The following is a 13511-nucleotide window of genomic DNA, read 5'->3' as shown; positions in this document are numbered from 1 at the left end:
ATGATTTTGTGATTGTTGTCGAATATTTGAAAATTGGCCAGAAAAATAAGCCTGGCGTCTCTTTTATTAAACACAATCCCGTGTAAGGTATACGCATTAGTTAATCATCTTGTAACTGTTAAATCAGGCAAGGCAATGTTTGAAGTAATCATTACTTCTGACGTGCCTTGCCTTTTTTTTTGGAGCCATGAAATGATCATCGAAAAAGTCATGAACAATAATTGTGTGCAGGCATCGATGAATGGACAGGAGGTTATCATTTCTGGGCCTGGCGTCGGTTACAACAAAAAATATGGCATGCCTGTACCTGAGCATCCGGCTAACCGAATTTTTTATGTCAGGAATGAGCAAAAAAATAAACTCTACAAGCTGATTGAGCATGTGGATATTGAGTATGTATTTGTGGCTGAAAAGATAGTGCAATATGCGGAGATCAATCTTGAAAAAAAGCTAAATCCATCGCTACTACTGATTCTTGCCGATCACATTTCGAATGCAATATCCCGAGTCGCCTCCGGAATACAAATTAATAATGTTTTCCTTGAGGAAATCAAAGCGTTGTATAAAGCAGAATATGCAATAAGTCGGGATGCATTAACCATCATCAATGAGCAATTTAGCTTTCAACTTCCTGATGACGAGATTGGTTTTATTGCATTACATATTTTAAATAACTATGAAAACTCAAATGATTATGAATCTGTACGAATTATTGAGTTGTCTCAAAAAATTACGGAGATTATTGAGGGCGTTTATAACAGAAGGGTGGATAGGAGTTCATTTAACTATTCAAGATTTATGATGCACCTTAAGTATTTTTCCAATCGAGTATTATGCAATGAAAAAATAAAACAGAAAGATATTGGTGATATCTATGAGCAGTTTCTTGAGAAAGATATTCAGTTACAACACGCTATTCATGAAATTGAAAGGTATCTGTACGCCACTTTTAAATATGAATTGATTTTGGAAGAAAAACTATATCTCTCTATTCGCACCAAAGTATTAATGGACTAATTATATATAACATTTATATGAGATAACCCACATGAAACAAAAGAAAGCCTGGAGTTTTTTTCAGAGCCTGGGGAAGGCATTTATGTATCCCATTGCTCTGCTAAGTGTATGTGGCATGATGCTAGGGCTAGGAAGTGGTTTAGCCAGTGATGATATGGCAAAGTTAATTCCATTTCTGGCTATTCCAATAATTAAAACCATACTTGATTTCATTGTTAGCCTTGGTTTATTTGCCTTTGTTAATTTACCTGTATTGTTTGCGATAGCAATTCCCTTAGGATTATTAAAAGAGAAAGAGGATAAAGCCTATGGCGCTTTTTCTGGCTTAATTGGTTTTATGGCGATGCATCTGGGAACGAACTTTTATCTTAAACAGCACGACTTATTGGTCGCTGCTGACCAAATGTCGACACATGGGCAAACCATCATTCTGGGGATCCAGTCCTACAATACCAGCGTGTTGGGGGGAATTGTTGCTGGGTTATTAGTCGCCAGCATGTATAAAAAGATCGTTAATTTACGCATTCCAGAATCATTAGGTTTTTATAGCGGCCCACGTCTGGTGCCTATCATTACACTGATTGTGATGAGTGGATTTGGTCTGATCATTCCTTTTATCTGGCCGCCGTTTTTCAATCTCTTCATGCTCATTGGTCACTGGATATCAACTTCCGGTCCTGTTGGTTATTTCTTCTATGCAGTTGCCGAACGTGTGACGATTCCTTTTGGCTTAAACCATCTGGTGACGTCAGTTTTCCGCTTTACGCCAATCGGCGGTTCGGCTGTGATTGGCGGCGAAGAGTATTACGGCACCCTGAACATGTTTATGGCGTACGTCAAAGAGAATGCGGTCATTCCGCTGGATTTGGCGGGGAAAATGGAGCAGGGCAAACTGATGATTCAGTATGGTCTGGCTGGTGCTGCACTGGCGATGTATCGCACTGCTCATGCTCAAAACAGAAAGGCTATCAAAGCATTGCTTATTTCCGGTGTGCTTACGGTTATTATTGGTGGCGTCAGCGAACCGATTGAATTTCTGTTCTTATTTGTCAGTCCGCTGCTGTTTGTCTTCCATGCCTTTATGAATGGATTCGCCAATATGGTCTTGCCATATATGGGCGTGAAGATGGGATTTACTGGCGATCTGATTCAATTTATTAGCTTTGGCGTATTGCGTGGCACAAGAACAGGTTGGCCGATCGCGGTGTGTGTCGAAGTGGCCTATTTCTTCATTTATTACTTTGTGTTCCGTTGGACCATTCTCAAATTTAACCTGATGACCGTAGGACGTGAAGAGTCCAGTCCTGTCACGCTGAACGCTCACGAAGATACGGCTATAGCGGATACCCCAACTCTTGATAAATCAGAGTTGCAAGCAGCAGAGCAGATGGTTAAGGCACTTGGTGGTAAAGAGAATATTAAGTCACTGGATAATTGCGTAACTCGTTTACGTTTAACAATCGCAGATATGGGATTGATTGACGAGGTTGCAATAAAAAGAGCTGGCGGAATTGCGGTTGTTAAACTTGATCAAAATACCCTACAAGTCATTATCGGCACTAAAGTCATCGCCCTGCGTAGGGACATGGATAGCTACATGGGGATGCGCTGATGGATATTTTTAATACCCCTATTTCCCGTAAAGGAACGTATTGCACCCAATGGGACTTTTGCGAAGACAGATTTGGTGTAAAAGATGTATTACCCTTCTCTATTTCAGATATGGATCTTCCGATACCGGAAGCTATCATCAGAGCATTAAAAAAACGCCTGGAACACCCGGTTTTAGGGTACAGTCGTTGGCAACATGGTGAATATCTGAATGCGATAGTAAACTGGTATCATCAACAATATCAAACAGGCATTAAACCTGAATGGATAACCTATAGCCCCAGTGTGATGTACTCCATTGCTAAAGCAATAGAGTTATTGACATCGCATGGCGATAATATTCTCGTTTTTACACCTGTCTATAATGCATTTTTTGATGTGATTAAACATAGCGAGCGAAATATTTTGACAACCTCTTTGATTATAAAAAATGAGGAGGGCTACGCTATCAACTGGCAAGATTTTGAGCTTAAAATTAAAAGCGCGAAGATGGTGTTATTATGTAATCCTCATAACCCGACAGGAACCGTCTGGTCGGAAGAAGATCTGCATAAAATCGCTGCAAGCTGTGTAAGACATAATGTCTGGTTATGTGCAGATGAAATTCATAGTGATTTTGTTTTTAATCGTAGTTTCACATCAGCGCTTAAAATAAAAAAAGAAAAAGTAGTGGTGTTTAATTCGATATCGAAAACATTTAATGTTCCTGCGCTAACAGGATCGTATCTGATTTCAACTGACGATAATTTTAATCATAAGTTCAGAACGATATCGAGGTATCGCGATTTCGTAAACTCTCCATCAGTACTGAATATAATTGCAACCATTGTTGCCTATAATGAATGTGAGGGATGGTTAAATTTATTGAAGGCACATATTGTCTCTAACATTCAATTCACCCGGCAGTATCTGAATGAAAATACTCCAGAATTGATCGTAAGGCCGGCTGATGGCTGCTATTTTTCGTGGATAGATTGCTCTGCTATTGGCTATCCCTTTGATGAATTCTACAGTCGATTAATTAATGAAGGCAAAGTGGGCATTATGGCGGGGCATGTCTATGGAACGGAGGGGGAGGGCTACCTTCGTCTGAACCTGGCCTGCGGTCGAGAAAAATTATATATGGGGCTTACGCGTCTTGCGAGTGTAATTAAAAATATTAATCAGGAAAAATAAAATGAACAACACGGAACTTGTACATCTTATTAAACATTTTATGCGTAACGAACATAAGGCTGTTGAAGCGGTTATTGATTCTCCCCTTTCGGAAGTTGCTGCTTTAATTAAGATATTACAATCTTGTCAGGGTAAAGTTGTTTTTATTGGTGTTGGTAAGTCCGGTATTATTGCCAGAAAGCTCGCAGCAACTTTTGCCAGCACCGGAACTCCTTCGTTTTTTGTTCACGGTACGGAAGCGGTACACGGCGATCTTGGGATGGTGGCGAAAGATGATGTTGTTATTCTTATTTCAAACAGTGGTGAGACGACAGAAATCCTGGCAACACTACCTAGTCTGAAAAAAATGGGTAATTATTTGATCTCTTTTACCCGCAGTCATCGCTCATCGCTTGCGATAAGTTGTGATTTATCCGTTGAAATTCCCGTCAAAAGTGAGGCTGATAATTTAGGTTTAGCGCCGTCATGCTCATCGACAGTCGTTCTGGTTGTTGGTGATGCGGTGGCGCTTGCACTCTCCGAATTGAAAAAATTTACTCGTGCTGATTTCGGCTTATATCATCCAGGAGGTGCACTCGGCATTAAAGCAAATTCATAATTTTAAAATATAAATACAGTAACCGGTCACGCCATCTTTTGGGGTGGCGTTCATTGAAGTGAGTGTCAGCTATGAAAAACGTTCTGGTCACCGTTCCCAGCTTTTCAGCGCGTTGTGTTTCTGCCAGCAAGCTGCTAAGAGAAAATCATTTTAACCTTATTATTAAGAATAATGTGGAGCATCTGGTTAAATCAGAATCCACAGTATTACGAGAATCTATTTGCGCAGTCATTGCCGGAAAAGATTGCTATCAGGCGGACACGCTATCACTACTGCCTGGTGTGAGAATAATATCGAGATTCGGGACGGGGATAGATAATATTGATCTTCGCGCGGTACAACAATCCAATATTGTAGTTAATAATGCGGCTGGGATTAATTCAAATGCGGTTGCGGAATTTATTATTGGTCTTATCTTCGCGAGCATGAGAAATATCCCTGGCAGCTATCATGCGATGCAAAATGGTTATTGGGGCGAGTCGCATGGCTGCGAGTTACAAGGGAAACGGATTGGCCTGGTTGGCTACGGTAATATTGGTAAAACACTGGCGAAAAGGTTGTCCGGTTTTGATGTTGAGCTTTTAGCTTTTGACAAACAACCCGATTATCAGGTTGCTGACAAAGCTGGAGTTCAGTTCGTATCAATTGAAGATATCTTTATGCAGTCGCATGTCATCATTGTTCTTCTGCCGTTTTCTCCTGATCTGGAGAACTTCATTAGCCACAAATATTTGTCGATGATGCGTAACGGCTCGTTGATCATCAATGCCGCCAGGGGAAAACTGCTGGATGAGAAGGCTTTACTTCAGATTATTGAAGAACGGAATGTTTTTGCGGCGCTGGATGTATTTAGCTCTGAACCGCTGGCGCAATTTAGCCCATTGCTGCATACCAAAAATATCATTACAACGCCGCATATTGCAGCCGCCACCGTTGAGTCATACCAGCAAACCGGGATACACGTTGCCAGGTCGATAATTGATTTCTTTGCGGGGAGGGAGATAAAAAACGTGCTGTGAGTTCAGACAAGGAAGATTTCAGGTACAAAAAAACCGCAATCTGTGAAACACATTGCGGTTTATCAGTATTCTAAGTATTGGTTGCGGGGGCCGGATTTGAACCGACGACCTTCGGGTTATGAGCCCGACGAGCTACCAGGCTGCTCCACCCCGCGTCACCGTACTGCTATTACTTCATCAAATTTTGATTGGTTGCGGGGGCCGGATTTGAACCGACGACCTTCGGGTTATGAGCCCGACGAGCTACCAGGCTGCTCCACCCCGCGTCACCGTACTGCTTTACTTCATCAAATTTTAATTGGTTGCGGGGGCCGGATTTGAACCGACGACCTTCGGGTTATGAGCCCGACGAGCTACCAGGCTGCTCCACCCCGCGTCCGTGGATGCGCACTATACTCCGCTCGCGTTTTCATGCAACCTTTTTTTTACTCGGATCACGGATTTGGCATGATTTTGAACAAAAACAAAGCATTGAAGTCTGTTTTTTGTACAAAATTTGCATCAGGGAACACTACGGATTTCATTAAAGGCGACGGTTTGTTATCTTCATTAACGCCTTATTTTTAACCTGAAGAAGAGAACAATGAAAGGACGTTGGGTAAAGTACCTTCTTATGGGCGCGGTTGTGACGATACTGGCCGCCTGCTCCTCCAAACCAACCGATCGCGGACAGCAATATAAAGACGGGAAATTTACCCAGCCTTTCTCTCTGGTGAACCAACCAGATGCTGTTGGCGCGCCGATTAACGCCGGTGATTTCGCCGAACAAATTAACCATATCCGCAACGCGTCGCCGCGTCTGTATGGCAACCAGAGTAGCGTTTATAACGCCGTGCAGGAGTGGCTGCGTGCAGGCGGTGATACCCGCAATATGCGCCAGTTCGGCATTGATGCCTGGCAGATGGAAGGTGCAGATAATTACGGTAACGTGCAATTTACGGGCTATTACACGCCGGTGATTCAGGCGCGCCATACTCGTCAGGGCGAGTTCCAGTATCCTATTTATCGAATGCCGCCAAAACGTGGGCGTTTGCCGTCTCGCGCGGAGATCTACGCGGGTGCATTGAGTGATAAATATATCCTCGCTTACAGCAACTCTCTGATGGATAACTTCATTATGGATGTGCAGGGTAGCGGGTATATTGATTTTGGTGATGGCAGTCCGCTTAACTTCTTCAGCTATGCCGGAAAGAATGGTCATGCCTATCGCAGTATTGGCAAGGTGTTGATCGATCGTGGCGAAGTGAAAAAAGAAGATATGTCGATGCAGGCGATTCGTCACTGGGGTGAAACACACAGTGAAGCCGAAGTTCGTGAGCTGCTGGAACAGAACCCGTCTTTCGTCTTCTTTAAACCGCAGTCTTTTGCACCGGTGAAAGGGGCAAGTGCGGTGCCGCTGGTTGGTCGCGCTTCGGTGGCCTCCGATCGTTCCATTATCCCGCCAGGTACAACCTTGCTGGCAGAAGTGCCGCTGCTGGATAATAACGGCAAATTTAATGGTCAGTACGAACTGCGTCTGATGGTGGCGTTAGATGTCGGTGGTGCAATCAAAGGCCAACACTTCGATATCTATCAAGGAATCGGGCCGGAAGCCGGACACCGCGCAGGTTGGTATAATCACTATGGTCGTGTTTGGGTGCTAAAAACGGCCCCGGGCGCAGGTAACGTCTTTAGTGGTTGATGTGTTATTCTTTATGCCGTTTTTAGGGATAAGGCAGGGTGAGGGATAATCTCACCTCCTGATTGTTGACTAAGTGCGCGTTGTTCATGCCGGATGCGGCGTGAACGCCTTATCCGGCCTACAAATCATGCAAATTCAATATATTGCAGGAGTAATGTAGGCCTGATAAGCGTAGCGCATCAGGCATTTATGCGTTTAGGGTGAGGGATAACCTCGCCCTTTTTAATTCTGAGGTGCTATGTCTGTTGTAATTAGTGATGCATGGCGTCAGCGTTTTGGTGGCACTGCGCGTCTGTATGGTGAAAAAGCGTTGCAATTGTTCGCTGATGCGCATATTTGTGTGGTTGGTATCGGTGGTGTCGGTTCCTGGGCGGCGGAAGCGCTGGCGCGCACGGGGATTGGCGCAATCACGCTTATCGATATGGATGATGTGTGTGTCACTAATACCAATCGGCAAATTCACGCGCTGCGAGATAACGTCGGGCTGGCAAAAGCGGAAGTGATGGCGGAGCGCATTCGCCAGATTAACCCTGAGTGCCGTGTAACAGTAGTAGATGACTTCGTGACGCCGGATAACGTAGCGCAATACATGAGTGCAGGTTATTCGTATGTAATTGATGCCATTGATAGTGTACGACCCAAAGCGGCGCTGATTGCTTATTGTCGGCGCAATAAAATCCCGCTAGTCACGACCGGTGGCGCTGGTGGGCAGATTGATCCGACGCAGATTCAGGTTACCGATCTGGCGAAAACGATTCAGGATCCGCTGGCGGCGAAGCTGCGCGAGCGCCTGAAAAGCGATTTCGGCGTGGTGAAAAACAGTAAAGGTAAGCTCGGCGTGGATTGCGTGTTCTCTACCGAAGCACTGGTGTACCCGCAGTCAGACGGTACGGTCTGTGCAATGAAAGCCACCGCGGAAGGGCCAAAGCGGATGGATTGTGCATCTGGATTTGGCGCCGCGACGATGGTAACCGCCACCTTTGGGTTTGTTGCGGTTTCTCATGCGCTGAAGAAGATGATGGCGAAAGCGGCACGTCAGGGGTAAACATTAGGTCGGATGCGACGTCTGGTGTGTCTTATCCGACCTGGAACTGTGTAACATCAAGCTTGCTTCGCCGCGGCGAGAATTGCCTCGCTTAACGCATTCAATCCCTGACTGCGAGAGGCGCTAAGTTGCGCACGCAACCCCAGCTCATCAAACAATGCCAGCGGCGACAGTGCTTGTAACTCGGCGGCAGTTTTGCCCTCAACGGCAGTCAGCAATACGGCCAGCAGACCGCGCACAATGCGCCCTTCGCTATCACCAAAGAAATGCATCCTGCCGTTTTCTGCAACGTTAAATCCAAGCCAGACGCGGTTTTCACATCCGGCAATTTCTTTGGCCTGTGCTTTTAATTCGTCTGGCAACGCAGGAAGCTGTTTCCCCAACATAATCAGCTGGCGATATTTGTCTTCCCATTGCGTCAATGGCGCGAAAGTATCGCGTAACGTCTCTACGGTAACGGTTGTGCCGAACGGATGTCCGGCGAATTGCGGGTTCGTCATTAATCCACCAATAATTCCAGCGCGTGGTCAACGGCATTCACCAGCGCATCCACATCACTCTTTGTATTATATGGCGCAAAAGAGGCGCGCAGAGTGCCGGTTACGCCTAATTCTGCCAACAGCGGTTGAGCACAGTGCTGCCCGGCGCGCAGGGCAATACCATATTCCGCCAGTAGCGTCACCATATCGCTGTGATGAACACCCTCGAAATCAAAGGCCAGCAGGCTGGAGTCCTGACAGCGGAATGAACGAAAGCCTGGACGTTTAGCCAGAGCGTCTTCTGCAAGCGTCGCCAGGCTACGGCTCCAGCTTTCTGCCTGGTTGATATCGTAATCGGCCAGCCATTCCAGCGCCGCGCTTAATCCTATGACACCAGCGACATTTGGCGTTCCGGCTTCCAGTTTCCACGGCGCGGATTGAGTAGTGAAGCCGTCAAAACTCACTTCGTGAATCATTTTGCCGCCACCCAGCCAGGGCGACATCGCTTCCAGCAGTTCTGGTTTGCCGTAAAGCACGCCGATACCCGTCGGGCCATACAGTTTGTGACCAGAGAAAGCATAGAAATCGATATCCAGCTGCTGAACATCGGCAGGGAAATGCACTGCGCCCTGAGCACCATCAACCATCACCACCATCCCGGCTGAATGAGCAAAGGTAATCGCTCGCGCCAGATCCGGGCAACCGCCAGTGACGTTCGACATCTGGCCCAACGCCAGAATTCGACTACGGGGAGTAATTAACTCCGGCAATAAATCGACATCCGGCAACCGTTGCGCATTAAGCGGCAGTTTCACCACTTTGGCTCCGGTTTGTTGGGCAACCATTAGCCAGGGAACGAGGTTAGCGTGATGCTCTGCCACGCTGACAATAATCTCATCGCCCGGTTGCAGACGCGGACGGGCATAGCATTGTGCCACCATGTTGATGGATTCGGTGGTGCCGCGCGTCCAGACGATAGTTTTATCATCCGGTGCATTTAGCAATTGCGCTACTTTTTCCCGTGCAGCTTCATAACGTGCGGTCAGGCGTTGGGCTTCGGCAAACTGGCTGCGATGGACGTTTCCGGCGCTCAGGCTATAGAACTGCCGGGTTGCTTCAACCACAGCTTCGGGTTTGAGTGCGGTCGCTGCACTATCGAGATAAACGCCCGCATCCTGTAGCGCGGGAAACTGGGCGCGAAATTGCGCGGGATTAAAAACGTTCATGAGACTCCTCGGCTTGATTCGCCGATCGTGACGCAAAATTCACTTTGAAACAAGGTGAGTGCTAACCATCGGAATCGTCTGGATATCCTGTCGAAGCCGCGTCAGTAACATATGCTGAATAGTGTTAGGCGTTAATTTTAGCCTGTTAATCAATATTATTAAGATTTAGTAATCGCTTTAAGGAGAAGAAGATGAAAAAGACTGCCGCCATTATCTCTGCCTGTATGCTGACTTTTGCCCTTAGCGCCTGCTCCGGTTCGAACTATGTGATGCACACCAACGACGGACGTACCATTGTATCTGATGGTAAGCCGATGACGGATGATGAAACCGGTATGATTTCTTATAAAGACGCTAATGGCAACAAACAGCAGATCAACCGTACCGACGTGAAAGAGATGGTCGAACTGGATCAGTAATTCGCGATCGCAAGGTAAAAAAAAGCACCGCAATTAGGCGGTGCTACATTAATCACTATGGACAGACAGGGTAAATGTACAGGAAGTGAAAAAAGGTAGCTTTGCTACCATGGTCTGAATCGCAGACCAATTGCAAACACAACAACACAACATCACAACCGTAAGCCAAAAGTTCACCAGAACACGCATTCCGATAAAACTTTTCGTTCCGGCTCAGGAAGTGCCGCCACTATAGGTATTTGCTGGTAGAAGCTCAACGGACAATTTATAATGGCTCAGATTAAAAAAACTAATAGGTTACACAGTGTGATCTAATTGTTAAATTCATTTAACATCAAAGTTTAAAAGCCATGTCTAAACGATTACCACCGCTAAATGCCTTACGAGTTTTTGATGCCGCAGCCCGCCATTTAAGCTTCACGCGTGCAGCAGAAGAGCTTTTTGTGACCCAGGCCGCAGTAAGTCATCAAATCAAGTCCCTTGAGGATTTTTTGGGGCTAAAACTGTTCCGCCGCCGTAATCGTTCACTTCTATTGACCGAGGAAGGGCAAAGCTATTTTCTCGATATCAAAGAGATATTTTCGCAATTAACCGAAGCGACGCGTAAACTCCAGGCCCGTAGCGCCAAAGGGGCATTGACGGTCAGCTTACTCCCCAGTTTTGCCATCCACTGGCTGGTACCGCGACTTTCCAGCTTTAATTCAGCTTATCCGGGAATCGACGTTCGAATCCAGGCGGTTGATCGTCAGGAGGATAAACTGGCGGATGATGTCGACGTGGCGATATTTTATGGCCGAGGCAACTGGCCGGGGCTACGGGTGGAAAAGCTTTACGCCGAATACCTGTTGCCAGTGTGTTCGCCTTTACTATTAACCGGTGAGAAATCCTTGAAGACGCCGGAAGATCTGGCTAAACATACGTTATTACACGATGCCTCCCGGCGAGACTGGCAGACATATACCCGCCAGTTGGGGCTGACTCATATTAATGTTCAGCAAGGGCCAATCTTCAGCCATAGCGCCATGGTGCTACAAGCAGCCATTCACGGGCAGGGGGTTGCGCTGGCAAATAACGTGATGGCGCAATCTGAAATCGAGGCCGGACGCCTTGTTTGCCCGTTTAATGACGTATTGGTCAGTAAAAATGCGTTTTATCTGGTATGTCATGACAGCCAGGCAGAACTGGGTAAAATAGCCGCCTTTCGCCAATGGATCCTGGCGAAAGCCGCTGCTGAACAAGAAAAATTCCGCTTTCGTTATGAACAATAATTTATGTAGGGTACGACCATGACCAGCCGTTTTATGCTGATTTTCGCCGCCATTAGCGGCTTCATTTTTGTCGCTCTGGGTGCTTTTGGTGCGCATGTTTTAAGTAAAACCATGGGCGCCGTTGAAATGGGCTGGATCCAGACCGGCCTCGAATACCAGGCATTTCATACGCTGGCAATTTTAGGTCTGGCGGTGGCAATGCAACGTCGCATCAGTATCTGGTTTTACTGGAGTAGCGTCTTTCTGGCGCTAGGTACGGTGCTGTTCAGCGGCAGCCTTTATTGCCTGGCGCTGTCTCATCTGCGTTTATGGGCGTTTGTCACTCCGGTTGGCGGCGTAAGCTTCCTTGCTGGCTGGGCGTTAATGTTAGTTGGTGCTATCCGTTTAAAGCGCAAGGGCGTAAGTCATGAATAAAGTTGTATTGTTGTGCCGTCCGGGCTTTGAAAAAGAGTGCGCCGCAGAAATTACCGATAAAGCCGGGCAGCGGGAAATATTCGGTTTTGCCCGTGTAAAAGAGAATGCGGGTTATGTGATTTATGAATGTTATCAAGCGGAAGATGGCGATAAGTTAATCCGTGAACTGCCATTTAGTTCATTAATTTTTGCCCGCCAGTGGTTTGTGGTGGGAGAACTGCTCCAGCATTTGCCGCAGGAAGACCGCATTACGCCAATAGTTGGCATGTTGCAGGGTGTGGTAGAGAAGGGCGGCGAACTGCGTGTTGAAGTCGCGGACACCAACGAAAGTAAAGAGTTACTGAAATTCTGCCGCAAATTTACTGTACCGTTACGGGCTGCCTTGCGTGATGCGGGCGTCCTGGCGAGCTATGAAACGCCGAAGCGTCCAGTGGTGCATGTGTTCTTTATCGCGCCAGGCTGCTGTTATACCGGCTACTCCTACAGCAATAATAACTCGCCGTTCTATATGGGTATTCCGCGCCTGAAGTTTCCGGCAGATGCACCAAGTCGTTCCACACTCAAACTGGAAGAGGCATTTCATGTGTTTATTCCTGCGGATGAATGGGATGAACGCCTGGCGAACGGGATGTGGGCGGTGGATTTGGGCGCTTGCCCGGGCGGCTGGACCTACCAACTGGTGAAGCGCAACATGTGGGTTTACTCCGTTGATAACGGCCCGATGGCGCAAAGTCTGATGGATACCGGACAAGTAACGTGGCTGCGGGAAGATGGTTTTAAATTCCGCCCGACACGTAGCAATATCTCGTGGATGGTGTGTGACATGGTGGAAAAACCGGCGAAGGTCGCGGCTTTGATGGCGCAGTGGCTGGTTAATGGCTGGTGTCGTGAAACTATCTTCAACCTTAAATTGCCGATGAAAAAACGCTACGAAGAAGTATCACACAATCTGGCGTATATTCAGGCACAGCTTGATGAACATGGCATAAATGCTCAGATTCAGGCGCGTCAGTTGTATCACGATCGCGAAGAAGTGACGGTGCACGTCCGTCGTATATGGGCTGCGGTGGGTGGTCGTCGCGACGAACGGTAACAAGCAAGGCCGGAGTGTTAACTCCGGTCGTAATTTTAAAATTATGGTGTCACCCCTTTTTTCAGCAAAATATTCCCGTACTTCGCTCGTTCGCCTGTGATAACGATCGCAAAGGCTTTTTGCGCCCGTTCATAAAACGCAAAACGATTGATGCGGATGATGTCAGGACACGGGGCTTGTAGTGAAAGCGCATTACGGTAACGTCGTTCTACTTCAGGATCGAGAGTGTCACCTTCTACCGCCGCCATCATCACCAGCGGCGGTGCATAACTGTCCAGTTCAAATAACGGGATAATCGCCTGAAGCAAGTCGCTCACCAACAGGCCATCAGCGCGGATCACCCGCGGTCCCATCGAATGGGCGGGAAAGTGAGCATCGGAAAAAATAATTTCATCTCCATGTCCCATCTCTGCCAGCACTTTCAATAGTTCGGGAGAAATTAACGGCGAAATTGTTTTCAGCATT

At 46.9% G+C, this 13511-nt stretch carries 14 protein-coding genes and 3 tRNA genes; 11 read left to right on the top strand and 6 right to left on the bottom strand.

The features are described from left to right. The first annotated feature begins 192 nt into the window (after window positions 1-192). The 5 genes from FEM44_RS04000 to FEM44_RS03980 all read left to right on the top strand — a co-directional run bounded on the left by FEM44_RS04000 (window position 193) and on the right by FEM44_RS03980 (window position 5421). Complete coding sequence (locus FEM44_RS04000; protein WP_135521244.1) at window positions 193-1017, top strand: PRD domain-containing protein; 825 nt, start codon at window positions 193-195, stop codon at window positions 1015-1017. Between the two features lie 31 nt (window positions 1018-1048). Continuing rightward, complete coding sequence (locus tag FEM44_RS03995) at window positions 1049-2629, top strand: PTS transporter subunit EIIC (protein WP_135521196.1); 1581 nt, start codon at window positions 1049-1051, stop codon at window positions 2627-2629. Then, complete coding sequence (locus FEM44_RS03990) at window positions 2629-3804, top strand: MalY/PatB family protein (RefSeq protein WP_138158864.1); 1176 nt, start codon at window positions 2629-2631, stop codon at window positions 3802-3804. Before FEM44_RS03995 ends, FEM44_RS03990 begins: the two co-directional genes overlap by 1 nt. 1 nt (window position 3805) lies before the next feature. Beyond that, window positions 3806-4402 (top strand): KpsF/GutQ family sugar-phosphate isomerase, encoded by a 597-nt coding sequence (locus FEM44_RS03985; protein WP_135521198.1) that lies wholly within the window; start codon window positions 3806-3808, stop codon window positions 4400-4402. 71 nt (window positions 4403-4473) lie between these two features. After that, window positions 4474-5421, top strand: a complete 948-nt coding sequence (locus tag FEM44_RS03980; protein WP_135521199.1) for a phosphoglycerate dehydrogenase — start codon at window positions 4474-4476, stop codon at window positions 5419-5421. A 78-nt stretch (window positions 5422-5499) separates the two neighbouring features. Here the strand turns inward: FEM44_RS03980 and FEM44_RS03975 are convergent. From FEM44_RS03975 to FEM44_RS03965, 3 genes are all read right to left on the bottom strand, one after another. Further along, a tRNA-Met gene (locus FEM44_RS03975) sits at window positions 5500-5576 on the bottom strand. A 34-nt stretch (window positions 5577-5610) separates the two neighbouring features. After that, window positions 5611-5687 (bottom strand) — tRNA-Met (locus tag FEM44_RS03970). Between the two features lie 33 nt (window positions 5688-5720). Continuing rightward, window positions 5721-5797: transfer RNA gene (locus FEM44_RS03965), tRNA-Met, on the bottom strand. A 207-nt stretch (window positions 5798-6004) separates the two neighbouring features. Between FEM44_RS03965 and mltA the strand changes: the two genes are divergently transcribed. After that, window positions 6005-7102 (top strand): murein transglycosylase A, encoded by a 1098-nt coding sequence (mltA, locus tag FEM44_RS03960; RefSeq protein WP_130214565.1) that lies wholly within the window; start codon window positions 6005-6007, stop codon window positions 7100-7102. A 238-nt stretch (window positions 7103-7340) separates the two neighbouring features. Then, on the top strand, window positions 7341-8147 hold the full coding sequence (gene tcdA / locus FEM44_RS03955) for a tRNA cyclic N6-threonylcarbamoyladenosine(37) synthase TcdA (RefSeq protein ID WP_000117724.1): 807 nt from the start codon (window positions 7341-7343) through the stop codon (window positions 8145-8147). A 56-nt stretch (window positions 8148-8203) separates the two neighbouring features. Here the strand turns inward: tcdA and csdE are convergent, their stop codons facing one another. After that, a complete protein-coding gene (csdE, locus tag FEM44_RS03950; protein ID WP_130207712.1) occupies window positions 8204-8647 on the bottom strand; it encodes a cysteine desulfurase sulfur acceptor subunit CsdE in 444 nt (147 codons plus the stop codon). Next, complete coding sequence (gene csdA / locus FEM44_RS03945; protein ID WP_135521200.1) at window positions 8647-9852, bottom strand: cysteine desulfurase CsdA; 1206 nt, start codon at window positions 9850-9852, stop codon at window positions 8647-8649. Before csdA ends, csdE begins: the two co-directional genes overlap by 1 nt. A gap of 191 nt (window positions 9853-10043) precedes the next feature. Here csdA and FEM44_RS03940 point away from each other — a divergent pair, with 191 nt between their 5' ends. The 4 genes from FEM44_RS03940 to rlmM all read left to right on the top strand — a co-directional run bounded on the left by FEM44_RS03940 (window position 10044) and on the right by rlmM (window position 13046). Continuing rightward, window positions 10044-10271 (top strand): YgdI/YgdR family lipoprotein, encoded by a 228-nt coding sequence (locus tag FEM44_RS03940; RefSeq protein WP_130207708.1) that lies wholly within the window; start codon window positions 10044-10046, stop codon window positions 10269-10271. A 350-nt stretch (window positions 10272-10621) separates the two neighbouring features. Next, window positions 10622-11539 (top strand): glycine cleavage system transcriptional regulator GcvA, encoded by a 918-nt coding sequence (gene gcvA, locus FEM44_RS03935; RefSeq protein ID WP_130207706.1) that lies wholly within the window; start codon window positions 10622-10624, stop codon window positions 11537-11539. A gap of 18 nt (window positions 11540-11557) precedes the next feature. After that, window positions 11558-11953: a DUF423 domain-containing protein gene (locus tag FEM44_RS03930; RefSeq protein ID WP_000203905.1), complete on the top strand. Its 396-nt coding sequence runs from the start codon at window positions 11558-11560 to the stop codon at window positions 11951-11953. Beyond that, the gene (gene rlmM / locus FEM44_RS03925) at window positions 11946-13046 is read left to right on the top strand and encodes a 23S rRNA (cytidine(2498)-2'-O)-methyltransferase RlmM (RefSeq protein WP_130214557.1); all 1101 of its coding nucleotides are present in this window, start codon (window positions 11946-11948) and stop codon (window positions 13044-13046) included. Before FEM44_RS03930 ends, rlmM begins: the two co-directional genes overlap by 8 nt. 41 nt (window positions 13047-13087) lie before the next feature. Here the strand turns inward: rlmM and fucU are convergent, their stop codons facing one another. Further along, a complete protein-coding gene (gene fucU / locus FEM44_RS03920; protein ID WP_135521202.1) occupies window positions 13088-13510 on the bottom strand; it encodes an L-fucose mutarotase in 423 nt (140 codons plus the stop codon). Window position 13511: the final 1 nt, after the last annotated feature.

The organism is Escherichia sp. E4742, assembly GCF_005843885.1.
GTDB lineage: Bacteria > Pseudomonadota > Gammaproteobacteria > Enterobacterales > Enterobacteriaceae > Escherichia.
Note: the sequence above shows the minus strand (reverse complement) of the source record. Positions and strands in the feature narration are given on the sequence as shown.